17 protein-coding genes are annotated in these 26,132 nt (G+C 69.3%); 6 read left to right on the plus strand and 11 right to left on the minus strand.

Translation table 11 applies throughout. The annotated features are described in order from the left end of the window. Window positions 1-7 precede the first annotated feature (7 nt). The 9 genes from ACWED2_RS05535 to ACWED2_RS05575 form a co-directional block, all read right to left on the minus strand. The gene (locus ACWED2_RS05535; RefSeq protein ID WP_449689226.1) at window positions 8-1,669 is read right to left on the minus strand and encodes a hypothetical protein; all 1,662 of its coding nucleotides are present in this window, start codon (window positions 1,667-1,669) and stop codon (window positions 8-10) included. Between the two features lie 13 nt (window positions 1,670-1,682). Continuing rightward, window positions 1,683-4,940: a hypothetical protein gene (locus tag ACWED2_RS05540; protein WP_449689227.1), complete on the minus strand. Its 3,258-nt coding sequence runs from the start codon at window positions 4,938-4,940 to the stop codon at window positions 1,683-1,685. A 211-nt stretch (window positions 4,941-5,151) separates the two neighbouring features. Continuing rightward, the gene (locus ACWED2_RS05545) at window positions 5,152-5,646 is read right to left on the minus strand and encodes an NUDIX hydrolase (protein ID WP_449689228.1); all 495 of its coding nucleotides are present in this window, start codon (window positions 5,644-5,646) and stop codon (window positions 5,152-5,154) included. Window position 5,647: 1 nt separating this feature from the next. Then, entirely contained in the window at window positions 5,648-7,165 is a 1,518-nt protein-coding gene (locus ACWED2_RS05550) for a B12-binding domain-containing radical SAM protein (protein ID WP_449689229.1), read from the minus strand. Continuing rightward, the gene (locus tag ACWED2_RS05555; RefSeq protein ID WP_449689230.1) at window positions 7,162-7,995 is read right to left on the minus strand and encodes a DNA-3-methyladenine glycosylase family protein; all 834 of its coding nucleotides are present in this window, start codon (window positions 7,993-7,995) and stop codon (window positions 7,162-7,164) included. Before ACWED2_RS05555 ends, ACWED2_RS05550 begins: the two co-directional genes overlap by 4 nt. Before the next feature lie 34 nt (window positions 7,996-8,029). After that, window positions 8,030-10,570, minus strand: coding sequence for an NB-ARC domain-containing protein (locus tag ACWED2_RS05560; protein WP_449689231.1), 2,541 nt, complete (start codon window positions 10,568-10,570; stop codon window positions 8,030-8,032). A gap of 703 nt (window positions 10,571-11,273) precedes the next feature. Further along, the gene (locus ACWED2_RS05565) at window positions 11,274-11,978 is read right to left on the minus strand and encodes a hypothetical protein (protein ID WP_449689232.1); all 705 of its coding nucleotides are present in this window, start codon (window positions 11,976-11,978) and stop codon (window positions 11,274-11,276) included. 385 nt (window positions 11,979-12,363) lie between these two features. Further along, window positions 12,364-13,836 carry an FAD-dependent monooxygenase gene (locus tag ACWED2_RS05570; protein ID WP_449689233.1) on the minus strand — a complete coding sequence of 491 codons (1,473 nt, stop codon included), beginning with the start codon at window positions 13,834-13,836 and terminating at the stop codon, window positions 12,364-12,366. A 75-nt stretch (window positions 13,837-13,911) separates the two neighbouring features. After that, window positions 13,912-17,091 carry a BTAD domain-containing putative transcriptional regulator gene (locus ACWED2_RS05575; RefSeq protein ID WP_449689234.1) on the minus strand — a complete coding sequence of 1,060 codons (3,180 nt, stop codon included), beginning with the start codon at window positions 17,089-17,091 and terminating at the stop codon, window positions 13,912-13,914. Between the two features lie 125 nt (window positions 17,092-17,216). On the opposite strand from ACWED2_RS05575, the gene ACWED2_RS05580 reads away from it, so the two are divergent. After that, window positions 17,217-18,377: an SGNH/GDSL hydrolase family protein gene (locus ACWED2_RS05580; RefSeq protein WP_449689235.1), complete on the plus strand. Its 1,161-nt coding sequence runs from the start codon at window positions 17,217-17,219 to the stop codon at window positions 18,375-18,377. A gap of 159 nt (window positions 18,378-18,536) precedes the next feature. Here the strand turns inward: ACWED2_RS05580 and ACWED2_RS05585 are convergent, their stop codons facing one another. Further along, the gene (locus ACWED2_RS05585) at window positions 18,537-19,013 is read right to left on the minus strand and encodes a hypothetical protein (protein ID WP_449689236.1); all 477 of its coding nucleotides are present in this window, start codon (window positions 19,011-19,013) and stop codon (window positions 18,537-18,539) included. A 173-nt stretch (window positions 19,014-19,186) separates the two neighbouring features. Between ACWED2_RS05585 and ACWED2_RS05590 the strand changes: the two genes are divergently transcribed. Genes ACWED2_RS05590 through ACWED2_RS05600 form a run of 3 tightly spaced genes read left to right on the plus strand, consistent with a single transcriptional unit; the run spans window position 19,187 to window position 22,105 of the window. Then, window positions 19,187-20,347, plus strand: coding sequence for a sensor histidine kinase (locus ACWED2_RS05590; RefSeq protein ID WP_449689237.1), 1,161 nt, complete (start codon window positions 19,187-19,189; stop codon window positions 20,345-20,347). Next, window positions 20,340-21,470, plus strand: coding sequence for a hypothetical protein (locus tag ACWED2_RS05595; RefSeq protein ID WP_449689238.1), 1,131 nt, complete (start codon window positions 20,340-20,342; stop codon window positions 21,468-21,470). Before ACWED2_RS05590 ends, ACWED2_RS05595 begins: the two co-directional genes overlap by 8 nt. Then, the gene (locus tag ACWED2_RS05600) at window positions 21,407-22,105 is read left to right on the plus strand and encodes a response regulator (protein ID WP_449689239.1); all 699 of its coding nucleotides are present in this window, start codon (window positions 21,407-21,409) and stop codon (window positions 22,103-22,105) included. Before ACWED2_RS05595 ends, ACWED2_RS05600 begins: the two co-directional genes overlap by 64 nt. A gap of 138 nt (window positions 22,106-22,243) precedes the next feature. Here ACWED2_RS05600 and ACWED2_RS05605 read toward each other — a convergent pair whose 3' ends face one another. Next, window positions 22,244-23,320, minus strand: a complete 1,077-nt coding sequence (locus ACWED2_RS05605; protein ID WP_449689240.1) for a sensor histidine kinase — start codon at window positions 23,318-23,320, stop codon at window positions 22,244-22,246. A 72-nt stretch (window positions 23,321-23,392) separates the two neighbouring features. Between ACWED2_RS05605 and ACWED2_RS05610 the strand changes: the two genes are divergently transcribed. Both ACWED2_RS05610 and ACWED2_RS05615 read left to right on the plus strand, forming a co-directional pair. Next, window positions 23,393-24,301: an aminoglycoside phosphotransferase family protein gene (locus ACWED2_RS05610; protein ID WP_449689241.1), complete on the plus strand. Its 909-nt coding sequence runs from the start codon at window positions 23,393-23,395 to the stop codon at window positions 24,299-24,301. Window positions 24,302-24,492: 191 nt separating this feature from the next. Next, window positions 24,493-26,022, plus strand: a complete 1,530-nt coding sequence (locus tag ACWED2_RS05615) for a cellulase family glycosylhydrolase (RefSeq protein ID WP_449689242.1) — start codon at window positions 24,493-24,495, stop codon at window positions 26,020-26,022. The last annotated feature ends 110 nt before the right edge of the window (window positions 26,023-26,132 follow it).

Genomic DNA, 26,132 nt, shown 5'->3' on the forward strand with positions numbered 1-26,132 from the left:
GCGGTGGTCAGTACTGCTGGTGCCGCGGCGCGATCTCTCTCGCTGTCAGCAGCTGGTCGTGGGCAGCCACCAGGGCCAGCGCCCGCTTCGGGTCCGAGAGGCTCGTGCTGTAGCAGCTGCGGAGGAATTGTTCGGCCAGTGCGACGTTCCACTCCCAACGGTGACCGGGGTCGCCGGCGTGGATCAGGATCTGCTCGTGGTGCTCGATCATCCACTCGAGGGCGGCGAACACACTGTCGTTATGGGGGTCGGGACCGGCCTGCAGGGGAACCAGGTCGCCCAGTGAGCTCGCCAGCCGGCGCCACGCGTCGAAGTTGTCCCACCGGTACCACTTCTCCTTGGGATCGACGCAACGGAGAACGAGATCCACGGAGAGCCTAGCCACGTCGGCCGCCCAGTGGTGGGAGCCGAACTCGGCCAAGTCGATGATCATCGGCCGCGAGTGGTCGTCGGTCGACACGAGGATGTTTCGACCGTGCAGATCACCGTGTGCTTCCACCAGCTCGAGCTGAGCCGGGACGTCTTTCAGAAGCAGGTCGCCGATCTGGGCGTTGCGGACGAAGCCGCGAACGATGTTGACCAGCTCATGGCTGTCCGGGAGCGACGAGGAAACCTGGCCGAGTGAATGCCGGATCCACTCGATCGCGTGCTTCACCTTGTTCCGCCTGAACGCGGGAAGCTGCAGCCTGGTCATGGGGTGTGCGGACGTGTCGTCCGGCGTGATGCGCTGCCGGTAGCCTGCGATGAGGCCGCGGTCCAGGAAGAGCTGGTTCATCAAGGGGGGAACTGCCTCGGGTGAGGATGAATGCAGCCATTCCTGAAATGACGTGACGCCTTCGGCGAAGACCAGGGCGATGGCCGACCAGCCGTTTCTGGACGCGGGCTGGTTCGACTGGACGTAAGGAACGGCGAACATCGGGCCGTACAGACCGAACGCACGCCTGGCGTTTTCCAGTTCCCGGGCGAGCGCCGCCTTGTCCTTGCTGAGCTTGAACAGGTAGGTCCGTTGCGATCCGCGCGCCCGTTCCAGGCCGACGCGGAGCACGTGCGCGCCGGAGGCTCCGCCTGGAACGTACGACAGTCTGGCCGTGGCGGCCTGTTCGTCGTCGCTGGACAATACGTCGGCGATCAGCAGACGCAACGTGGCACCGGACGGATTGGTGTCGTCGAGCACCATTTCGATGCCCGGATCGTTGTCATCGTAACGAAGTTCCGGACCGGCTGCGACCAGACCGCGTTCGCAAAGCAGCTTGTGGATTTCATTTACCAGGTTGCGCGGACCGCCGTAGTTGGAGTCGACCAGCATGTCGCCGCGCAGTAGAACGATGTCGGCGCCGGAGTCCCGTGCCCTCTTGCGGAGTTCCACCTTTCGGGTGATGACCGCCACGACTGTTTGCCGATCACGTCTTTTTGCCTTCTCGATTATCTCAAGACCCCGGGCGTCCTGCACCTTGTCCTTCGTGCCTTCGGCCTGTGGTAGCGGGAACAGCAAGTCGGCGACGACAACGTGATAGGGCTGAGCGCCGTGGCCGATGCGGTCGAACGCCTCGTCGGGGTCCATGATGAAATCGATCCTCGCTGCGCACTTGAGGTCCTCGAAGTATTCCTCGATGCGACGCTGCAGGGGCCGGTAGTTCTGTTCCTCGTCATCGACGAAGGCGATTCTCACGACAGTAGGTGAATCAGGCACCTGCAGAACCCTCCCAGGTTTCGTCCGACCATCGGCGCAGGCGAAGCTCTATCTCGAAACTCCACTCTCCGGTGGGCGCGGCCTCGACCAGGCTGCCGCCGAAGTCGGCCAGTTTTCGTCGTGCGGTGGCGATTCCCCGGCCGGGTACCTCGGTGGGCACGGTCCCGGTGTTGCGGAAGAACACGCGCACAATTTTGTCGTCGACCGTGACCGAAATCTCCAGGCCGACGACCTCGTTCTCCTGCCCTGGTGCGCGATGTTTCCTGGTGACCGTGTTCCGGATGAGCTGGTTGATGGTGTTCTCGAGGAGTTCTTCGTGGCAGAACACCTCGATCTCAGGGATGTCCCCGGGGCCCAGAGTGATGTGCACGGGGTTCCGGGCATTCTCTGACTTCTGTATGCATGCTGTGAGTGAACTGCCCAGCTCGGTTGGACAGGCATTCAAGAAGTGGGCGAACCGAGCCAGTTCCAGCTCGGTGCCGCCGGCCTCGAGGATGGTCTCGTGCAGAAGCTGGAGACTTCTCGCCAGCTCATCGCGGTTGCGGGCCTGTTCTGGTTGGTCCCCCGCCTCCTGTAGTACCCGGAACTGTCCTTCGAGCCGGTTCACATAGCGAACCCACTCGGCGGACGAGAGCTCGGTGAGGATTTCGCGTTCGGTGGTGTCGAAGTGCTCCTCGGCGAAGGCGCCGTTCAAAGGTTCCGCCAGGGAGGGGAGGAACGGCAGGAGATAGTCGGCCAGGAACGTGACGACCGTGCTCCAGTTGCGCCGCACCGTGGTCCATCCCGCGGCATCGAGTCCTCCCTGGTAGCGGACGTTGTCCATGTGCAGGCGCAACTGCAGGATCGCCGACTCGGCGTCGATGTGGTCAGTGAGCCGGTGCAGGTACTGGTCGCGAAGGGCTCGCCACGCGTTGCGGGCGTCACCCTGCGTTTCTCCCATTAGCCGGATGTTCATCCGGTAGTTCAGCTTGGTCAGCTGCCACGCGAGTTCCTCACGCACGCCCGGGATGCGAAACGGCGTCTTCTTCAACGCCTCCCGACACAGGGCGATCTGGTCGCGGAACTCGCTCGGTTCCACCGGCGTGTCGCCCCGTCTGCGCTCGGCGATCCGGTGCAGCTGGTAGAGCAGATGCAGGGTAAGCAGCGAGTTGCCGCTGAACGACTCCCAGAGCTTGGGCAGTTCGCGCACCAGGACCTCCGGAGCGGCCGCGACGAGCACGATGACGGCCTGGAGGCGCAGACGCCGCCTGGTCTCCTTCTCGAGCGCCACGGCCAGAGCGAGTTTAGCGACGGCTTTACGGCAGTTGGCGAACCGCAGCGGCGGAAGCTTCAGCCACTGGCGTTCGGCGGCGAGGATGTTGATCGCGGCATGTCGAGCGGTCCGAGTGCCGTGGGCTGCGAGATCGATGAACTCGTCGGCGACGAGCTGCCTGATGGCGGTGTCCCGCATAGCAGCAAGCAGGCGGATTCTCAGGCGGATGTAGGCGGCGACGTTTTCGGTGCGCGCGCCGAATGCGTCGAACGGGCTGTTGGCGACCTCGGCCCTGCTCCGGACGCGCAGGGTGTCTCCCAGCTTCTCCAAGTGCCGTTCGATGACTCGCGGCAGGCCGCGGTGGGTGTCCGCTTCCCATTGCCTGGCCAGCGCGCAGAGCGGGCATTTGTTCAAGGGCATCGCCGAGAGGCCGACGGCGGTCACGAACTGGACCCGGGTGGGCACCGAGACGATGGTGGGGCCTTCGCCCGACAGCCGGGTGCCTTGGACCGCTTGAATCATGGTGAGCGCTCGCTCGTCGTGTTCCTGCAGCTGGCAGAGCAAGACCAGACCGAAGACCCGACCCGCCCCCGCCTCGGCGGCCAGCCGGATGAGCTGGGTGATCGTGACGGCCTCGATCGACCCCCAGTCGAGCACCACGACATCGGATTCCGGCGGGATGTCATCCAGCCCTTCCGGGAAGGCCCAGCGGGAGCCAAGGACCGCGCGACGGACCGGCACGGTGGACACGGTCACGCCGGGCAGGGCCCGTCGCAGCTCGGTGGAGACCAGGCGCGCCAGTCTTCCGGCGTACTCCTCGGCGTGGTCGGGGTGGCAGATGACCAGCGAGGTCATCTGGGCAGACCAGGCGACCACTTCGGCCACGAGTCGGTCGACGATCTGCGTGCGCAGCGGGCTGCCGTCGGCGATGAGCCTGCCGACGTCGAAGTTGACCGTGAAGTGGCGGTGCGCGGCTCGGCCCGTGTGTCCGAGACTCAGCGAGCGCTCAACGGCCGAGCAGGCCGTCAGGAACTCGCCTGGGTCCCACGGATACCGGCGTTCGACACGGCGCCGGGGGACGACCGACCGCAGGACCGGGTCGACGTCCACCGGCGTGGCGCCGTGGCTGATAGAGGTGGACACCGCGACCTGGGCGAGGCTCACGACGGGCACCGAGCTGTCGAGAACGGTGATGTCGCCACCGTGCCCGCGGGCGTCGAAGGCGGTGAGGACGAGGATCGGGACCGCTCGCCAGTTGAGGACTTCGGCCAGGGCCCGCTTGGCGTTGTTTTCGGTGAGGATGAGGTCGGTGCACACAACGATGGGTGTGTCGTCCTTCAGCCGCTCGAGCTCTTCCGAGCTGCTGTCGAACTCGTCGATGATCACGTCGGCGTTGGCTTTGACGCCCGCGCATCGGGCCACCGCGTCAACCCATTCCATGGTGGCGGTGGCCACCCGGAGGACCTGCGTCTCGGGAGCGAGCTTGGTCCCGTGTGCCATCATCTGGCCCGCGATGAGGAAAGCCGCCGTCGTCGTGCCGACCGCCTCGCGCAGCACGGTGTCGACGTCGATCCACTTGTTGGTAAGCTTGAGGGTTGGCCCGCGGAAAAGCCCGTTGTGTACTCCCGGACCGGCCTCTGCCAATACGCGGTGAAGCCGGTCGGTCACCTGGTCCTGAAGCATTCTCAGCACCGTGTTCACGGTTTCCGGGTCGCAGTCCGATGGAGACCCGCCGCACCAGCGGCCGCGGCCGGGCTGGTCGATCAGCAGATAACGACCGTGGCGCACTTGAGCTACCGCGACATCGATTGACTTGCGATCGAACCCGGCGAGTACCACCACGACCGGTGAATCGTCGCCGGCCTCGGCGCCGAGGCCGGCGACGTTGGTCAGAACACGTACCAGCCCGTCGGGCGACAGCGGACGAGTGAAACTCGCTTCGACGGTGAGGATCAGGCCTATGCCGCTTGCGACAAGTCTGCTGCCTTCGGTGCGCATCGCTTCATCGAAGCGAGCCTCCGACGGCACTCGCAACCACTTGAGAACGAGTGACTCAAGGCGCAAGATCATTCTCCGCCAGGAAGTCGGTTAAGAGAGCCTGCTCGCTCTTCATCGTATTCTGCATTGCCGTCGGATTCGCCGATTGTCGACGCCGGTAATCGGGACGGCACGGCACCTGAACAGAAGCCCATGCCTTACCGCATCACCCTCACTTGATCGACAGTACCGCCAATTGGTCGGTCGACTCTGCGCCGTTTGGGTTGCCCGAGCTCCAGCCGACGATGGAAAGCGAAGTTCCGCAAAGGTAGCCGGTGATCCCGACGCGCGGATAGTCGATGATCCTCTCCGGGAGTGCGTCGAGCGGGAACCAGGTGACCGCGTCGCATTTCTCCGGTTCGAGGTTGGTCGGCTCACCGTGCCAGGCGTTCACCGCGAAGAAGAAGCCCAATCGGGGTTCTGGCCCCGAGCCCCGCACGTGAACCGAGTGGACGAGGGTGAGGTCTGACGTGTTGAGGCGCAGGCCGACCTCCTCCGCCGCCTCGCGAGCTGCTGCGTCGACAAGCGACTCGCCTGGCTCGAGGTGTCCGGACGGCAGGTGCCACATCCCGTCTCCGTACCCCCCTTTTCGCCGGGTGAGCAAGAGCTGTCCGTCAAGAATGAAGAGGAGGTGGACGTCGACGATGGTGCGCGCTCGGCTGGGCATCTCAGGATCCATGCTGTGGTACGGGCGTGCGGTTCTGGGGCAGCTCGGCGTGCGCTCGAACCAACCTGGCCGGTTTGCGCTCGAACTGCAGCTGGGTGAGTTCGACAAGTCTTTCGCGGAGGTATGACACCGGCGATTCGCAGAACTGGAGGTTGACCGAGAAGTTGAACTCGTCCCGTGCGCGCATGGACTCGTCGGAGCCACTCGACGTGAGGTCGACCGCGGTGTAGGCCAGCAGCTCCTCGCGGCGGTACTTGCCTTCTGCGACGAGCCGCTGCCAGTCGAGCGTGCCGGGATATGGGCGGTATTCGAAAACCGAAGCCCGGAAGGTGCCGCCCTCGATTTCGTCCGCCATCGTCCACAGCTCTTTGACCAGGCGCACGGTCGCATCCGTCTCTTCGCGCGTCTCACTGGGCATACCGAGGATGAAGTAGCCCTTCACGTTGATCCCGTGCCGCAGCAACCTCCGAACGGTGTCCTTTGTCATCTCACGCGTGATCCGCTTGTCGATCCTGCTCAGCATCCGGTCGCTCCCCGACTCGATGCCGAGAGCGACTTCACGAAGTCCGTTGGTGGCAAGGAGTTCGAGGGTCTCGTCAGACTCGCGGTGCAGCACGTTGATGCGGCCGGTGGCGTCCCAGCTGAGGTCCTTGCCGATGTTCTCCGCGCGGAACGCACTCATCATCGTCTTGATCACCCGATGTGCGCCCAGAAACAGGTCGTCGACGAACCGGAACACGGTGACGCCGAGTTCTTCGCGCAACGTGAACATTTCACCGATGATGTTGTCGGGGTGGCGCGTCCGGATCGTCACGTCCGGATTCGCGCTTACCGCGGCGCCGCAGAAGGAGCAGTCGTAGGGACAGCCGCGAGCGCCCACCATCGCCGCCTCCAGGCGGCCTTCGGGCGTCCAGAACGGGTCCTGCGGCAGGTAGGTGCGGTTCACGAACGGCATCGCGTTGATGTCCGGCGCCAGGTGCTGGTGACCCTTTTCCGCGTTGTTGACCCGGATTCGACCTGTTGCCGCATCGCGCCACATCACACCGGGTAGCTTCGTACGGTTGCCGAGGTCGTAGAGCAACTCCGTCACGCGTGTTTCGGCTTCGCCGATGATGAGGGCCTCGCAACGCGCCATCCGCTGATCGAGCAGGATGTCGCTGGGCAGTGCACGTGCGTGGTGGCCACCCAGGACGAGACTGATCCGCGGGTCGAGCTGCTCGGCGATTCCGGCACTGAGCTCGTATGTCGGGGCGAGCAGGTTCAGACCTGCCCAGCGCGGTTCGGCATCGTTGACGATCTTCGCTGCGGCCGAGATACCCAGGCCATATGCTTCGGCGTCGAGTACACCTACGTTGAATCCCTGTGCCGCCGCGAAAGTAGCGATGTAGGCCATGCCCAGGACAGGCAAGGTGAAGTCGTTGGCCCGGGGACGCTCCGTGTAGTCCCGGAGCGGCGCGTTGACGAAGAGGCAGTCGAGTGGCCGAGTGGTGTCGGCACCCACGATGAGTGGGTCGATCACGAGGTACCGCCTAGCGCGAGAGTGAGAGCGGTGAGGCAAGACAGATGTCCTGCCGCGATGTGTTGCCAGTGACGAGCGAAAGCCTGCTCACTGTCCGGCCACGGCATACCCGGGGCCAGCCGGCGGGCCCAGGTGCGAACGGCCAGGTCGCCATGTGCGTAGTGGGAGAAATCGTTGGTGATGTCAGTTATGACTGCGGCCGCTGTCCACGGACCGACTCGCGGGATGGAAAGCAGTGCGGTCGACAGCTCGTCAGGTGACAGACCAGTCCACTCTTCTTGATGATTCAGCATGGCCTCGGCGGCGATGCGCAGTGCGTCCCGCTTGAAGGAGAGCCCCAGCCGGCTGTACTCGCTGTCCGGCAGGTTTCGCAGCACTTCGGGAGCGGGAAAGAAGAACAAGGGACCGTTCACGGTGTCCACTCGCTCACCGTGCTCGGCGCAGAGCAGGCGGTACAGCTTCTTTGCCTGGCCGGCCCTGATCACCTGTCTGATCAAGCCGGTCGCGAGGGCATCCCAGAGGTCGGGGTTGCGAACCCGGAAGAAGGGGCCGCGAGCGGCCAGTGCTTCGGTCAGTTCGTTGGTCACCGGCAGCGTCCTCGGGTCGAAGACGTCCTGGATCGGCGGATCGTCGTCCCCGGACAGCCGAAGCATACTGAGGTCGCCGTTCCCGAGGTCCTCAATCAGCCACCGTGTCGCGCTCTTTTTGCGAAGTACTCGCCGCGCGGTCCCGTCCTCGATCTTCCAGCCCGGGTGATCGCCGAACAGAGCGCACGTCGAGTCCCCCCTTGACCTGGTCAGAGGCACAGTTCGGCCGATCGGGCGGTTCATCGGCGGAAGTGTAGCCAGCGGTGTGGACCAACCCTCATTCGCCCGGTTCTTGCGGTTGCCCGGGCCGGGTGCTCCCGCTCAAGGCTTGCATGCGAGCCACGACACGCGCGGCCTCCACTGTGGACCACCTCTCCAAGATGTTCGCTGCCTGGCGGTACTCTTCGAGAGCAACACCCCAGTCGTTCGAGCGTTCGGCCATGGCGCCGAGCGCCTGGTGAGCTTCGGCCTGGGCGAGGCGTGCCTGCAGGCGGATCGCTCGTTCCAAAGAACTGCGCACTTGGGCGACGGCTCTCGAGTGCTGCCCGAGATCCTGGTAGGCCTGGCCGAGCAGCACCCCGAGCGGCGCATGGTCGTAGTCGTCAGCGTCGGGCATCGTCGAGAACTGCCGCTCGGCTTCTTCCAGGTACTCGACGGCGAGCGCCGGCTCGCGCTGGGTGAGCAGTGCCCGCCCGAGGTTCACGAGCGCCCTGCCCAGTCGTCGTGCATCACCTTGCGCGCGTTTCTCCTCCACGACGAGGGAGAGAATACGGACCGCCTCCGCAGGGTCGGAGCGCAGCGCGAGGAGCCCGAGTCCTTCTCGGACGTTCGTCGCCCCTCGATGGTCGCCGATGCGTTCCCTGATGCGCAGTGCGGTGGCCAGGTGCTCGTCGGCGGCCGCGAGCTCAACGGCGTCGAGCTCGGCCAAGCCGAGGCGAAAGTAGGCCCTTGCTATGGCGAAGTTGTTGCCCCAAAGGTCGGCCGCTCGTGCGCCGGTGCGGTGGATCAGCAGGTTGGCCCGCTGGTCGACGCGGAACCTCAGTGACCACATGGTGTCGCACAGCTGCCAGCTCAATTGAGGCTCGCCCGCGTCGATCGCCCGCCGGGCTTCGGCCACGATGTTCGGCAACTCTGCTTCCAGCCAAGCCAGGGCGCCCGCACGGTCGTCGAATCTCGCCCGTTCGCCACTGGCAAGCGAGAATTCGTAGGGGAGACGGCGGTGCCCGGTTCGCGCCGCCCGGTCCGCGGCTATGGCCCACCTCAGGTACCACTCAGTCATCGAAAGACTGACCAAAGTTCGCTCGCTTGGGGGAATTTCCGCCTCGGCCCGCTCCCGGGCGAACAAATGCATCAACTCCGGCAGTCGGAAGCGCTGATCACCCACCTCTTCAAGGAGATTCGCGTCCAGCAGCTCGTCGAGCAGCTCCGTGGTTTCGTCGGCCGGGCGGCCGGCCGCGGACGCCGCCGCACCCAGCGGGAACTCTGGGCGGAGGTGGAGGCCAAGCAGCCGGTAAAGGCGTGATGTTTCCGGCGTGAGGGACTGGTACGACATGTCGATCACCGTCCATACGGAGAAGTCGTTGCGGATCGAGAGTCTCGCCAGCCGGGTTCGGTTGTCCTGCAACAACGACACCTGAGTCCGTAACGTGCGGTGTGGATGGGAAAGTAGTTGCGCGGCAACCACAGTCAGCGCGAGCGGCAAACCGGCGCAGAGCCGGACGAGAGCTTCGGCGTGCACGAGCTCCGACAGCACTCTCCTGCGGCTGACGGCGGCGCCCAAGACCTGCACTCCGGTTGCTTCGTCTAGTGGTTCGAGGTGGAGGAACTCGGCGCCGTCCGCGATCAAGCCGGGCAGTTGGCGTCGGGTCGTCACCACGACCAGCCCGACTGCCGGGAGCAGTTCGCGGACCTGAGCCGCGGATGCGGCGTCGTCGAGAAGCATCGAAAGAGACTTCCGCTGCGTCACCGCTCTGAAAACGGCTTCTCGTTCCTCTTGCGCTCGCGGCGGAGACACGCCGAGATCGTGCAACAGTCGACCGAGGACTTCGCCAGGCAGCGCGTCGGCGCCGAGGTTGGCGTACAGAGCCCCGTCGGTGAACCGGTGGCTCAACTGGTGCAGCCAGTGCAGTGCCAAGGCTGTTTTTCCCATGCCTCCCGGGCCGGTGATCACCAAGAGTTGTCGATCGATGCCGTTCACTTTGCGGTCAAGTTCGGCCAGCTCGCTTTCGCGACCGGAAAAATGCCCGGGCTTCGCCGGGAGCTGGTTCGGGGTGACCGGAATCGGCACATCAGGACCGTCGGGTGCCCGGATCCAGCCGACCGTGGATGTTTCCTTGACCTCGATCCGGATCGGGCGATATGCGGCCCTCGTCAGACTGTGCTTGACGACTTCGTCGAAGAACCACGAAGACACGATCAGCGCGATGGTCGCGGGAGTGCGTTTGAGAGCCTGCCTGAGCTCTTCGGTTTCGATGAGTCGAAACGCGACGTTGACGGCCGTAGCAGTGACACCGGTCTCGTCGATGTGCACCTCGCCGGCGTGCAGTGCCACACGTAATCTTATGTTCTGTGCGGGGGGATGGCGTTCGTTGTGACTGTCGAGCGATTGAGTGAGGGAGTCCGGTAAGTCGTCCACCAGCACGCTTTTTGGGACCTCGGGGTGAACTAGGATGAGGAGTCCGTCGCCGCAGTCTTCGTGGTGGTCCCACATGGCGTTCATGTTCTCGAATGTGGTTTTCAAAACCGAGTAGAGACCCTGCCGAATGGCCAGGCGATCGCGGTCGGTCCTCGTCGGCGCGCCGAAACTTTCCACGTCCACGACGAGGATCGTCCGGTGTACCGCTCTAAGGGCCATCACACCAGGATGCCTTCGGCGCGGGTACGGGTCCATGCCTCGTGGCTCACCACGGGAACGCCGGCAGGGGTCACACCCACTTGTTCGACTGCGCGAGCCGCGCTGCGAACCCGTGATGGTCGCTACTTTGTTCGCCGTGGTGCCCCCTCTGCTCAGGCAAGCCCTCGGGTGGTGCTCTGTCATGGCCCGCTACCAGCGGGCAACTTCTGCGTAAGGTTTGTCGAGAGTCAAGCTGACCAAGCCTGTCCGTAAACAACGCACCGGTGAGGTCCTCCTCAACGAGAGGTGCGATCAATCGACCGGAGGGTGCCTGATAGGTGTACGCGGCTCGCCCGCCGCCGTCGCAGCCATCACAGTCGACACTCCCGGTCAGCCCGATGCCCGTCTAGATCGGTTGCCGGACAGAAGCAGGTGACAGCGGCCTCTGCGGCGGTCATGTTCGTCGTGCGCGGTGGCAGGTGGAGAGCACTACTGCGCTGGATATCCTCAGTTCGGCGGACGCAATCGTGCGTGCAGATGTTGTCCGAGCCTGGTCGGGGGCACCACGCAGACCATCATCACCCTGATCGGCCTCGGCTGACGGGCGTGCTGGTCCTCGAGGCGACGTACGACCTCTCGTCGATGCGCGGGAGGTCGTGACAGGTCCCGGCGCTAGCGCAAAGCAGGTTTAGTGCGGTGTCAACTTTGCCTCAAGTTGCTCTTTCCATTCATTCAGGTATTTTTCTGACACTTTTACCCCGCGCGGCTGATGCTGCTTGTCCGGGTCTTCGCGTCGTCCAAGTCGCTCGTCGATCGCGTTTTGCAGTTCCTGGTAGTATTGGTCAAAATTAGAATCAGAATCGCGCGACTGCAGCTTGCTTGGCGCGGTGAGTAGCTGCATAATGCGAATGCAGTTATCGGTTTCGTGCTCGGAGTCTGTATTTTCTGATTGCAGCAACAGGTACTTACCTTGATTTACGAGCAGTGGGATCAAAATTCCGCGAAGCCTAGGAATATCGTGCCAGTATCCTTCGATTATTGAGATTCCGACGTTGCGTCGCTGGGTTCGTCCTGTGAAGTATTCCAGTGCGTGGAAGATATTCTCTTCTTGGCGCGTCTGTGTCCTCTCGTCTCTATCTTTTGTTTGCGTCGCCAGGCGCTCATCGGCTTCTCTTTGTCGATCGAAGTAGTTGAAGGCGGCCAATACTATGCTGACCACTCCGGTGATCACGGCGGTGACAAATCCGGTAATGGCCGCGTCGGGCACCCGTGGTCTGCCGAGCAGAATGATCAGGGCTGCGACGGATCCAATAGTTGCCGTAAGTAACAAAAATATCAAGTTACGTCCACGGCGCGCCCTGGTCAAGCCTTGCTCAACCTTCGTTTCGTCCATGGTCGGAGTATCCGCCCGCTCGCCGAATGGCCAAACTTCATCGTGGGTGCTCGTCGGGAAACCAAGATCGATCTCAACCTGCAAACGGGGTCCCTGCCCCCGGCCGGCTCGCCCGAGCCTGGTCGGGTGCACCTCAGGAACCTGCCGCCGCAGCTGGAGGTGCCCGCCACAGCATCGAGCAGCCTGCTCGCGAACCAGCGGGTGCTCGTCGTGCTGGCCGACGTCCGCGACGCCGCGCAGGTCCGGTCGCTGCTGCCGGGGGCGCCCGGGTGCTTGACCGTCGTCACCAGCCGGCCCGCTGCCCGAGCCGGCGGTGGTGGAAGGGACCTGCCGCTGCCGCTGCGTGCGCTCTCCCCGGCCGAGTCCCGCGAGCTGCTGGCCCCATTCAGAACCAGCGGCGCACGGCCGCTTCGAACGCGCCGGTGTCCGGGACGCGGTCGCCCGCCCACGCGACTATTCCGTCCGGGCGGACCAGCACCGCGCCGAACCCGAGGTCCTCGCGCGCCGGGCCCGTGACGTAGCGGATATGCCGCGGCGCCACGTCTTGCAGGCGGCCGCTGAAGTCGAGCACGACGCCGCGGCCCTCCTGCAGCAGGTCGGCGAGGCGGGTTCCGTCCGCCAGCACGAACTCCGGGGCGTTGTGGCCGGCCAGGCCGTGGTCGCCGAAGTAGCGCAGTGAGGTCCCCGAAGTGCGCTCGAAGACGTACGTCGTGCCGTCGCGGGTGGCCAGGAGGTCGTGGACCAGCGACCGGACCGCCCGGGAATGCGGGTCCGGGCGCATCGTCGCCACCTGGGCCCGGGACCAGTCGAGCACCCGTGCGCCGATCGGGTGGCGTTCGGCCGTGTACGTGTCCAGGAGGCCGGTAGGGGCGGTGCCGGCCGCCGTCGCCGCGAGCTTCCAGCCCAGGTTCAGCGCGTCGCCGATGCCCAGGTTGAGGCCCTGGCCTCCCAGCGGCGAGTGGATGTGTGCCGCGTCGCCGGCCAGCAGGACGCGGCCGTGGCGGTACGTGGTCGCCTGCCTTGCGCGGTCGGTGAAAGTGGCGGCGAAGTGGACCTCCTCCAGCGTCGCCTCCGTGCCGGACACGCGGCGCAACACCGACTGGAGGTGCTCCCGGGTCGGCGGCCGGGTCCGGTCGTACGCGCCGCCGTCGAAGTCCAGGACGCCCAGGTGGCCCGGCTCGGACATCGTCACGTACATGCCCTGTGGGGTCGGGGCGAAACCCCGCCGGAGGAGAGCGGGGTCGGCGAGCGTGACCAGCGCCAGGTAGCCGGTCAGCTGCGGCTCGGTGCCCGCGAACTCGAAGCCCGCCAGCCGCCGGACCGTGCTGCGGCCGCCGTCGCAGCCGACGAGCCAGCGACCCGGGTACTCCCGCTCGCCGGCCTGGGCGACCACGCCCGAGCCGTCCTGGTCGATGCCCGTGACCGCGACGCCACGGCGGATCTCGACGCCGAGCTCGGCGGCCCGCTCGGCCAGCACCTCCGCGACCGCTTCGAGGCTGGTCATGATGCCGTCCAGCGCCGGGCTGGGCAGCCGGTACGGCAGGCGCGCGAGGTCGACGTCGGCCGGGTCGAGGGGCGTGCCGGCGAAGTGGCCGGCCGACCGCGGGGGCGCCGGTTCGTCCGGGACGGGCGGCTCGTCCACTCCGGACGCGGCCAGCAGCGGCTTCAGCATTCCCCTGCGGTAGAACGCCTCCACCGACCCACCCGACAGGCCGCGCATGCCGAGCGGGAAGCTCCGCCAGGGGGAGCGCTGCTCCGGCTCCCGTTCGAGCACCAGCACCGACCGGCCCGCGAGGCCGAGTTCGCAGGCCAGGAACAGCCCCACCGGGCCCGCTCCCACGATCACCACGTCATGCATGACAAACCGCTTTCTCGAGGTCTTCTCCGTGCCCCGAGATTGGCCGCCGTCACGCACACGGCACGCACACCGCGCTCACACGCTCAATACACGCGCCGGGTCGGCCGCGGTCACCGCCGCCTGCGCGGCCAGTTCCCAGCCTTGCGCATACGCCGCCGCGAACTCCTCCTCGCCCAGTGCGGCGCGATTCCGGCCGGTGAGCTCGCGGACCTGTGGATCGGTGTGGTCGTGCGCGCCGCGCAGCCGGGCGGCCGCGCCCAGCAGCACGGCCGATTCGCGTGGCCGCCCGAGTGCTTCGGCGAGCGCCGCCGTGTGCACCGTCACCAGCGAAAGGATCGGCAGGTCCCGGGACGCCAGCGCCGCCGCGTACGCCTCGAGAGCGGCCTTGCCCGCGCCCGCCTGGTCGCCCAGGGCCAGGCAGCGCGCGGACCGGGCACCCGCGATCAGCGCCCGCGCGTGGTCGGAGGGGAACCCGGTGTCGGCGAGCAGCCGGCGTTCGGCGTCGTCGAGCAGCGCGCCGGCCCCGGCCAGGTCGCCCAGGCGCACCAGCAGGCCGGCCTCCCAGCCGTCGATCAGGACCGGCATCTCCGCCGCCGACGTGCGCCGCAGCCGGTCCCTAGCGGCGCCGATCGTCGCCAGCGCCCGGTCGGTTTCGCCGCGCCGGATGTGCAGGTCGATCCAGCGCAGGTCGTTGTAGAGCTGGTCGCCGAGGCTGGGGGCGCCGAATTCGCCCGCCAGCGTCCCGGCTTCGCGCAGGTCGGCCAGCGCGCCGTCGAGGTCGTCGTAGCGCCGCAGCTGGGCGCGCATCGGCAGCGCCGCCGCCTGGCCCCACCGGTCGCCGGCCCGCCGGAAGCCGGCCAGCGCCGCCTCCACGTGGATGCGCACGCGGCCGAGCTCGCCCGCGTTCTCGGCGATCTCGGCCTGGAACACGTGGGCCAGCGCGGCCAACCACTCGTCGCCGCCCTCGGTCAGCTGCCGGAAGAGCGCGGGGGCGGTCTCGTCGCCCAGCAGGAAGAGCAGCATCGGGGCGAACACGCGGTGGTGGCTCGGCAGGCCGCGGTGTGCCGGCAGGCGTCCGGCCAGCTCGCGCATTTCCGCCCGGTCTTCCGCGGCTTCCCCGGCGGTGATCCCGGACAGGATGTCCGCCCGGTTGAGCAGGTGGGCGGCCCGGGCGCAGTCCCGCTCGGGCGTCGGCCCGCCGCCGGGCACCGCCAAGGCCTCGCCCAGCCAGTACCCGGCGTCGGAGTCGCGGCCGAACATCTGCCAGTACCAGGTCAGCGCCAGTGCCAGCGTGATCGCGGCGGCGGACCGGCCGGTGGCGCACAGGTGCCGCAGGGCGGCGAGCGTGTTGTCGTACTCGGCGCCGATGACCGCCATGGCCGCCAGCTGGCCGGGCCCGCGCAGCTCGGCGTCGTGGCGGGCGGTCAGCTCCGTGAAGTACGCGGCGGCGAGGTCACGGGCCGGGCCGGGGTCGCCGGAGCCGGTGAGGCGGTCGGTGCCGTATTCGCGGATGGTTTCGAGCATGCGGTACCGGCCGCCGGGCGCCAGCTGCAGCAGTGACCGGTCGACGAGCGCGGCGAGCAGCTCGGGAACGTCGTCGGCCGGCACGCCGGTGCCGGCGCAGACGGCGGCGGCCGAGGCGGGCGTGACACCGCCGGGCAGGACGGAAATCCGGGCCGCGACCGTGCGCTCGCGCTCGTCGAGCAGCTCCCAGCTCCAGGCGATTACCGCACGCAGGGTGCGGTGCCGCGGCGGCGCGGTGCGGCTGCCGGTGGTGAGCAGCCGGAACCGGTCGGCGAGCCCGTCGGCCAGGTCGGGCAGCGACAGCGTCCGCAACCGGGCGGCGGCCAGCTCGAGGGCCAGCGGCAGGCCGTCCAGGCCGCGCACCACGCGCACGACGTCGGACAGCGTGGATTCGTCGACGGCGAAACCGGGGCGCACGGCGGCGGCCCGCTCGGTGAACAGCCGCACCGAGGCCACTTCGGAGACGTCGTCTGTGCGGTCCGAGGCGAGCGGGCCGGGCAGGGCGAGCGGGCCCAGCGGCACGAGCGCCTCGCCGTCCACCGCCAGTGGTTCGCGGCTGGTGGTGAGCACCCGCAGGCCGGGGCAGCGGGGCAGCAGCGTCGCGACCAGGTGGGCCACGGCGTCGATCAGGTGCTCGCAGTTGTCGATCAGCAGCAGGCTTTCCCGGCCGCCGAGCTCGCTGACGAGCACGTCCAGCTCGGTATTCCCGGCGCGCCTGCGGGCGTCGAACAGGGCGCTGCCGCGCAGTCCGACCCCGGCGAGCACGGCCGGCCCGACCTTCGACGGCTCGGTGACGGACGCGAGTTCGACGAGCCGGACGTCGTGGCCGTGACGGCGGGCCGCCTCCAGCGCGAGCCGGGTCTTGCCGGCGCCACCGGGACCGAGGACGGTGACCAGGCGCCCAGACGCGAGCAGGGCGCCGACGCGCGCGAGGTCGTCGTCCCGGCCGATGAAGCTGGTCAGCGGCGCCGGCAGGGGCGCGGGCCGGGCCCGCTCCGGCGCGGGCTCGTCGGGCTGGAGCAGACGCAGGTGGCGGTCCCGCAACGCGGTGCCGGGGTCGGCACCGAGGGTGTCGGCCAGGGTTCGGCGGACCCGCTCGTAGACGGTCAGCGCCTCGGCCTGCCGTCCCTGCGCGGCGAGCGCGTCCATCAGCAGTGCTGCCGCCCGTTCGTGCGCCGGGTGCTCGGCCAGCAGCCCGGTCAGCCGGGCCGCCGCCGGTTCGGCGCGGCCCAGCGACAGTTCCGCCTCGGCGAGGTCCGCGACGGCGTCGATCGACAGCCGGGTCAGCCGGGTCGCCACGGCGGGGGCGACGGCGGCGATGAGCGCGGGCTCGTCCCACAGCGCCACGGCCTCGGCCAGTGCGGCGCTCGCGGCATCCGCGTCCCCGGCCCGCAGCCGCTCCCGGCCGGCCGCGGCGAGCTGCTCGAAGCGCAGCGCGTCCACGGTGTCCACCGCCAGCCGGTAGCCACCCGCCACCTGAACGAGCTCGCCCTCGGCCGCGGCGAGGGCGCGGCGCAACCGGGAAACCAGGGTCTGCAGGGCCGAGGCGGTGCCGGACGGCGGCTCCTCGCCCCACACGGCGTCGACCAGCACGCCCGGCTCGACCGCGTGCCCTCCGGCGAGCGCCAGCCGGACGAGCAAGGCCCGCAGGCGCGCACCCGGCACGGGCCGGACCGCGTCACCCCGGGACACCTGGAACGTGCCCAGCAGCGTGATGCGAAGCCCCTCCATGCCTCGATCTTCGCGCGCCGGGGTTCGCGGCCTCAACCAGGACGCCCGTGTCAGCGTCGTGTGCGTGCCGTGTGAGCGGCCCGGCGCACCCTCCGGAGGTCCGAACGACCTTGGGAGACAACAAGATGACGAACATCGGCTGGGTCCGCAGCTGGGGCGCCTCGCCCCAATCCCCGCACGACGGGCTGGGCTCGCTCGACGGCCACCCGCCCTTCGCCGACGTGACGCTCCGCCAGGTGGTCCGCCTCAGCGGCGGCGGACGCCGGGTGCGCGTCCGCTTCACCAACGAATTCGGGACCGCCCCGGTGACCATCGGCGCGGCGCGGGTGGGCCTCGCGGCGCCCGGCGGCGAGGTGCGGGAGGACCGCGTGCTGACGTTCTCCGGCGCCCCGGGCGTCACCGTCCCCACGGGCGCGCCGATGCTGAGCGATCCGGTGGACCTGCCCCTGGCCGCGCTCGCCGAGCTGTCCATCAGCCTCTACCTGCCGGAGCGGGTGGAGACCTGCACGTGCCACGACCCCGTCCTGGACACCGGCTGGACGATCCCGGGTGACGCCGTCGCCGCACCCGAGCTGCCGTCGAACGCCACGAAGCTGCCGGTGCGGGCGCTGATCTCCGCGGTCGACGTGCTCCCCGACGCGCCGGCCTCGGCCGTCGTCGTGGTCGGCGACTCGCGCACCGACGGCGCCGGGTCCACTCCGGACACCCACCACAGCTGGCCGGAGCTGCTGGCCGCGCGGGGCGCCGGCTTCGTCGTCAACCAGGGCATCAGCGGCAACCGGTTGCTCAACGACGGTGCCGGTACCGGCGTGCTGGCCCGCTTCGACCGGGACGTGCTGGCGACGCCGGGCCTCGGCTGCGTCGTGCTCTCCGCGGGCGGCAACGACCTCGCCATCTCCTTCGCCCCGCGCGACGACGGTCCGCTGGCCGATTTCCTGAAGATGTTCCCCGGCGAGCCGGTGACGACGGACGACGTCATCGCCGGTCACCGGCAGCTGGTGGCGCGGGCGCGGGAACACGGGGTGCGGGTCCACGCCACCACCATCGCGCCCTTCGAAGGCGCGGAGGCCTACACGCCGGAGTGCGAATCCGCCCGGCAGGAGGTCAACGACTGGATCCGCACCGGTGGCGCGTTCGACGCGGTGCTGGACTTCGACGCCGTCTGGCGCGACCCGCGCCACCCGCGCCGGATCCGGGAGGAGTTCCACTCCGGCGACTTCCTGCACGGCAGCGACGCGGGCTACCGGGCGCTGGCCGACTCCATCGATTTGTCGCTTTTCGACTGAGCTGGAACCGGCCGCCACCTCCGGAAACCGGCCGCCGACGCCCGGAAGGCGGTCACCGTGGCGTTCACCGACCACCCGATCCCGGCCAGGCGGACCCGGTTCGTGCCGCGGGAGCGGATCGTCGGCGTGGTGGTGCGAGACGTTGCCCGTGACCGACCACTAGGCGCAGACGCGGGCTCCGTTGGTGTGGAAGTTGAGCGTGTCGAAGTCCGACGACAGCCACACCTGCACGCAGGCGGTGCTTTGCGAGTTCGCGAGCCGGAGGTAGGGCGACCACGCGCTGGTTCCGCCGCTGCCGGTGCGCACGTTGAAGTCGGTCGAGCCGGCCCGGCGGCCTTCCGACTCGACGGTCTGCTCCACCGTCACCGGGCTGGAGTACATCCCGCCGTACATGATCACGCGCGACCAGTTGCCGTAGCAGGACCACGACCACCGCAGCTGCAGCTGACCGATCTGCAGACCCGCGAGGTGGCCGCGGGACCCGTAGACCGGGGCGGTGGCGACCGTGATCGGACCGGCGCAACCGGAGGGGTCGCCGTCGCCACCGAAGCTCGATGCTTGCGCCGGAGCCGTACCCAGCAGGACGATCGCGGCGGCGGCGGCGGCGATCGCGGTGGCCACTCTCATGATGCTCATTCCAGGTTGTCCTCTCTCCGTTCGGCCTGGACCAAGCCTGTGCTGCGGCCGCCCGGCCGTCATGACGGCCGAACAGAGGTCGTCGTCGCTCGTTCGGCGTCTCATGACAGCCGAACGGCCGTCATGACTTCGGTGGTGGCGCGGTTAGCCTCGTCTTCGAGGCGGAGGTGCCGGTGGGTGGAGGGCGTGCGACGGAGGAGGGCGATGCCGGCCGCGCGATGAACCGGGTGCTGTTCCGGTGCGCCGCGATCGCGCGCGGTTCGCTCGGGGTCACCGGTGCCTTCGCCGCCGCGCTCGATGCGGGCCGGTCGCCGGTGCCGGTCCTGACCCTCGCCGCCGCGGGCGTGAACCTGCTCTGGTCGGCCTTCTTCGTCTGGTGCGCGGTGCGGCGCCGCATCACCGCCGGGTTGATGACGGTCGATCTGGCCGAGGTCGTGGCGCTGTGCCTGCTGCACGGGCAGCTGGTGTCCCCCGAAGCCCTCCCGACCGGTGTCTCGTGGATCGCCGTGCTCATCGGGGTGCGCGTCATCTACGGCCACATCGGGGTGCGGCCCGTCGTCGGGATCGCCGGCGGGATCGTGGTCATCGCGGCCTACGTCGCCGGCCAGGTGCTCGGAGGCGTGCCGGGCGCCGGGATCGCGCAGGCCGGCGTGTACTCGCTGCAGAACGTGTGCGGTCTGGTGCTGATGGCGCTCCTGCGGCGGGTGGGGCGCGCCGCCGACGCCGAACTGGCCGAATTCCACCGCAGCCGGGCCCGCGCCCGGGCCGACCGGCTCCGCCGGGCCGAAGAGCGCGAAGCCGACCGGCGGCTGCACGACACCGTGCTGGCCACGTTGACGATGGTCGGATCCGGCGCCATCACCACCTCCTCGGCCCGGCTGCGCGCGCAGGCCCGCGCCGACCTGGCGGTGGTTTCGGACCTTCGCGCGGGCGACGGCACGGGCCACGGACGGGTGCGGCTCGACCGCCTGCTGCGGGACGTCCCGGCCCGCGCGGGGTGGCCGGCCGGGGTGCGGACGGAGCTCGCCGGGTGTGCGGCGCCGGCGGTGGTCGCCGACGCCTTCGCCTGGGCCGCGGGCGCGGCGCTGGTCAACGCGCGCCGGTACGCCGGCGTCGACCACGCGTCGCTCGTGCTGACGGAGGAAGCGGGCGAGATCGTGGTGATCGTTTCCGACACCGGCCGCGGCTTCGACCGGTCGGCGGTGCCCCCGCACAAGTACGGCCTGCGCGAGGCGGTCGTGGGCCGGCTGGCCGCGGTCGGCGGCCGGGCCGTGGTCGATTCGTCCCCGGGCCGCGGGACCGTCGTCACGCTCAGGTGGCGCTCCGATGACTGACGACTCGAGCGTCTCCCTCGCCGCGCAGTACCAGCGCGGGACCATCATCGTGACCGCGTGCATGGCGGGGCTGTGGCACGGCGGTTTCGACACCGTCGCGGTGCTGCTGCTGTGGCGGGATTTCCGGTGGGTGTGGGTTTCGCCCGCGATGTGGGTGTTGTTCACGGCACTGCTCGTGGCCGCCACGATCCAGCTGCTGCGCGACGGCGTGGTGCGGCGGCCGTGGCTGGTGGTCGCGCTGACGTTGACGATCAGCGTGGCGATCGCGGTCAACGCCGACGGCCAGGTGGTCGGCTTCGAGAACTGGGCGTTCGGCGCGGTCGGCTGGCTCGGCGTGCTGGCCAGCTGGGGACGCTCGGCCGCGCCGCTGGCCGTGGTGCTGGCCGGCAACGGTGCCGCGTCCACGGTCACCATGTTCCTGCTGGCCGAACCGGGCCTCCAGGACGTCGCGTTCGTGCTGACGAGCCTGGCCGGCTCGGCCGCGCTGCAGGTGGCGCTGGCCTACGGCGTGCGCACGCAGCGCCGGATCGTCGACGGCGCGGTCGAAGCGGCCGCGGCACGGGCCGAAGTGGACACACAGCGCCTGGCCGCCGAGCAGGCGCACGCGGCGCGCGTCCGGCGGCACGAGTTCCTCCAGCGCACCGCGGCCGTGGCGCTGGCCGGCCTGGCCGACGGGACCAGCGACCCGGCCGACCCGGCCGTGCAGCGCCGGTGCGCGATCGAAGCCGCCCGGCTCCGCCGCCTGTTCCTGGAAGCCGACGAGGTGCCCGACCCGCTGCTGCACGAGGTGCGCGCGTGCCTCGACGTGGCCGAAACCCGGGGCGTCCCGGTGCGGATGAGCGTCTCCGGTGCGGTGCCACCGGTGCCGGTGCAGGCCCGGCGCGACCTGCTCGAGCCGGTGGTGGAGGTGCTGAGCGCGGCGCGCAGCCACGCCAGGGTCACGATTTCCGGCGGTGGAGGCGAAGTCCAGGTGAGTGTCGTCGCCGACGCCGTCACGCCGCCGGTGCCGCCGGCGTCCGGGCAGGTCAGGGTCGAGTGCCAACGGGAGGGGGAGTCGCTGTGGCTGCAAACCAGCTGGACCGGCAGATCACCGTCGCCATCATCGAAGACCACGAAGTCGTGATCGACGGCGTCCGCTCGTGGGTCGACCGCGACCCGGGCCGCCGGGTGCGGGTGGTGGCCGGCGGAGCGGACGTCGACGAGGTCCTCGCCGGCCCCGGCGGCCACGCCGACGTCCTGCTGGTCGACCTCAACCTGCGCGGCACGCTCATCGTCGACCGGATCGCCGAGCTGACCGATGCCGGGCACCGCGTGGTGGTGTTCTCCGCGCATTCCGAGCCCGAAAACGTCCTCGCCGTCCTCGACGCGGGCGCGGAATTCCTCGAGAAGGACGAGAGCCGCGAGCACTGCGTGGAGACGATCGTGGCCGTCGCCGCGGACCGCCCGTACGTCACCCCGTCCAGCGCCGGCGCGATGATCGCCGACGACCGGCCGCTCCGCCCGGCCCTGTCGGGTCAGGAACTCGCCGCGCTCAAGCACTGGTTCCAGGGGATGTCGAAGGCGTCGGTCGGGCGGCGGATGGGGATCAGCGAGGCCACCGTGAAGCAGTACATCGACCGGGCCAGGACCAAATACGCGGCCGTCGGCCGGCGTGCGACCACAAAGGACGCCCTCCTCGCGCGCGCGATCCAGGACGGTCTCATCCTTCCCGGCGACATCGGGGAATACCGCTCGCTGGCCAGCCGATCCGACGACTGACGGTCGTCCCGTGAGCCGCCCTTGACCCCCGCGCGGCCGTCATGACCGCGGGAAAAGCCGGTTGTAGCGTCGAATTCGCCCGGCTGGCTCGGTCGAAGGAGGCGGAATGGAAACGCACAGCCACTGAAACGAGGACGCTCACCGGCGGGCGGGGAGCCGGACGGTGGCCAGGAGCCCGCCCGCCCCGCGGGGTTCGAGTTCGAGCATCCCGTCGTGGGCCCGGACGATGCTGTGCACGATCGCCAGCCCGAGTCCGACGCCGTCGTGCTCGTCGGTGCGCGTGCGGGCCGTCCCGCGCTGGAAGGGCTCGGTCAGGGTCGGGACCAGCTCGGGCGGCAGCGGCCGGCCGGTGTTCTCGACCAGCAGCACGCTCGCGTAGCGCCGCCGTTCGGTGTGGACGGTGACCGTGCCGTCCGGGACGTTGTGCACGATCGCGTTCTGGACCAGGTTCGTCGCCATGCGCAGGAGCAGTGCCGCGGAGCCGGTCGCGTGGACCGGCTCCCCGGTGACGTCGAGCGTGATCCCGCGCTGTTCGGCCAGCGGCAGCAGCGTTTCCGCGGCTTCTTCGGCGACGAGGGAGAGGTCGACGGGCTCGCGGGTGAAGTGCCGCCGGTCGCTGCGGCTGAGCAGCAGCAGGGCTTCGGTGAGGTCGATCGCCCGCGTGTTCACCGTGCGGAGCCGTTCGACGAGCTCGTCACGGGGGTAGGCCGGGTCCTTGCCGGCGACGTCGAGGATGGCTTGCGAGATGGCCAGCGGGGTGCGCAGTTCGTGGGAGGCGTTCGCGGCGAACCGCTGCTGCTCGCCGACCTGGGACTCCAGCCGTTCGAGCATCGTGTCGAAGACGTCGGCGAGCTCGCGGAACTCGTCGGACGGGCCGGTCAGGCGGATGCGGTGGGCCAGCGACCCGTGCGCGGCCAGCCGGGCGGCGTCCGCGATCCGGGTGAGCGGGGCGAGCATCCGGCCGGCCAGCAGCCAGCCGCCCAGGACGCCGAACACCAGCAGGAAGCCGAGCGCGGTGGCCGCGGCGGGGGCGAACATGCGCGTGAGGAGGTACCGGTTCGGGGCGATCCCGAGCAGGCCCTGGTCGTTGTCGGGCACGTACCGCAGCAGGGACACCTGCACGACGGCGAGCAGGACCGCGCCGGCGAGCACGAGGAACGCGGCGTAGCTGATGGTCAGTTTCAGCCGCGCGCTGAGCCCGGGGCGCCTGTTCACGCCGAAAAGCGTAGGCAGCGCGGGTTATCGCGGGCATATGCTCGGTTGCATGATCAAGCCGAAGACCGCACGTTGACCACTGTCCCGGACCTCGGTCCGGTGCCCCGGCGCATCGCCGTCGGCGCGGAACTGGTGCGCCGGTTGATCGGCGAGCAGTTCCCGCAGTGGGCGGATCTCCCGGTGCGGCCGGTCTCGCACGGCGGGTGGGACAACTTCACCTTCCACGTCGGCGGCGAACTGGTGGCGCGGCTGCCCAGCGCCGCCGAATACGCGTTGGCGGTCGAAAAGGAGCAGCGGTGGCTCCCGGTGCTCGCTCCCCGGTTGCCGCTGCCCGTTCCGGTCCCGCTGGCGGAAGGCCGGGCGAGCGAGGATTATCCCTTCGCGTGGTCGATCCACCCCTGGCTCGACGGCGAACCCGCGCGCCGCGGCCGGATCGCCGACCCCGTCCGCTTCGCCGCCGACCTGGCCGGGTTCCTGGCCGCGCTGCAGGACGTCGAAGCCGCCGACGGGCCCCGGCCGGGCAAGCACAACTGGTTCCGGGGCGCGACCCTGCGCACCTACGAGCCGTCGGCCGTGCGCGCGCTCGCGGCGCTGGGCGGCCGGATCGACACGAGCCTGGCCCGCGAGATCTGGGCGGCCGCGCTGGCCGCGCGCTGGGACGGCCGGGACGTCTGGTTCCACGGTGACGTCGCGCCCGGGAACCTCCTGCTCGGCGGCGGCGAACTGACCGCCGTCATCGACTTCGGGACCTGCGGGGTGGGCGACCCGTCCTGTGACACGGCCATCGCCTGGACCCTGCTGACCGCCGACGGCAGGCGGGCGTTCCGCGAGCGCCTGTCCGTCGACGACGGGACCTGGGCGCGCGGGCGCGGCTGGGCGCTCTGGAAAACGCTCGTGTCCGCGGCCCGGACCGGAGCGGAAGCCGAGGAGGCGCACCGCGTCCTCGGCGAGATCTTCGCCGAATACCGGACCGGCGGATGATCCGTTGTTCCGCCGCCGCCGGGGACTCCGGCCGGGGGAGACGGCTGCGTTCGATGGGTGAACGCGCCGGACGCTGTTCGCCCGAATCCGCCGTTGGTGATTGACAACGCCGGGGCCGGGCAGCGACGGTGTGACGGGTTCTGGGAACGCTCCCAGAAGCGTCCGCCGTCAGCGTGCACAAGGGAGTGCCGATGTGGGGAAGAGCCGGAAAACGTCCTGTCGCGCTTGCGGTTGCGGGACTCGCGGCCGCCGCCGGGGTCGTCACGTCGACGACGGCGGTGTCGTCCGCGCGTGAGACGAGCGCGGCGTTCGCCTGCAAGGTCACCTACTCGGCCAACGACTGGGGAAGCGGTTTCGGTGTCACCGTCGGGATCGCCAACGTCGGCTCCGCGGCGGTCGACGGCTGGACGCTGACCTACTCCTACACCGGGAACCAGACGCTCCAGAACGGCTGGATGGGCAACTGGACGCAGTCCGGCAAGCGGATCACCGTGACCAACGCGAGCTGGAACGGCACCATCCCGGCCGGCGGTTCGGTCAGCACCGGCGCGAACTTCGCCTACAGCGGCACCAACACCAAGCCCGCCGACTTCGCGGTCAACGGCGCCGCGTGCACCGGCACGCCGCCGGCCACGGAGACGACCCCCATCACCAAGCCGACGACGACCACGCCGACGACCACCACCACGCCGCCCCCGCCGGGTCCGGCGCCGGCGCTGCACGTCTCCGGCAACAAGCTGCTCACCGCCGACGGGAAGCCCTACCGGCTGCTCGGCGTCAACCGCTCCAGCGGCGAGTTCGCCTGCGTGCAGGGCAAGGGCATGTGGGACAGCGGCCCGGTCGACCAGGCGTCGGTCGACGCGATGAAGGCGTGGAACATCCACGCGGTGCGGATCCCGCTGAACGAGGACTGCTGGCTCGGCCTGTCCGGCTCGCCCAGTGGCGCTCCCTACCAGCAGGCCGTCAAGGACTACGCGAAGCTGCTGGTGGCCAACGGGATCAACCCGATCCTCGACCTGCACTGGACGCACGGCCAGTACACCGGGACCTCCTCCGCCTGCACCGACGTCAACGCCACCTGCCAGAAACCGATGCCGGACCGGCAGTACACGCCGACCTTCTGGAGCCAGGTCGCGACCGCGTTCAAGGGCGACGAAGCCGTGCTGTTCGACCTGTTCAACGAGCCCTACCCGGACGCGGCCGCCAACTGGTCCGACGCGGCCGCCGCGTGGCGCTGCCTGCGCGACGGCGGCACCTGCACCGGGATCGGCTACCCCGTTGCCGGCATGCAGGAACTCCTCGACGCCGTCCGCGCGACCGGCGCCCGGAACGTGGTGCTGACCGCGGGCCTCACGTGGACCAACGACCTCACGCAGTGGCTGGCCTACAAGCCCACCGATCCGGCGGGCAACCTGGTGGCGTCCTGGCACTCCTACAACTTCAACGCCTGCGTCACGGTGTCCTGCTGGGACAGTCAGATCGGGACGGTCGCGGCCCAGGTCCCGGTGCAGGCCGGGGAAATCGGCCAGAACAGCTGCGCGCACGACTACGTCGACCAGGTGCTGGCCTGGCTGGACGCGCACAACCTCGGGTACACGGCCTGGACGTGGAACCCGTGGGGCTGCAGCGGCGGCAACGTGCTGATCGAGGACTACCTCGGAACGCCGACCAAGACCTACGGCGAGGGCTTCCGGGCCCACCTCCTGACGGTCCACCCGTGAGGGACGCTCGCCACGGTGGGTGACCGCGTGTGAACTCGCCGGGGTGCGGTGCGCGACGGCGCTCGCCGCACCCCGGCCGTCCGTGCGAGTCTTCAGAGCGGACAGACCCG

It is taken from the genome of Amycolatopsis sp. NPDC005003 (genome assembly GCF_053600695.1).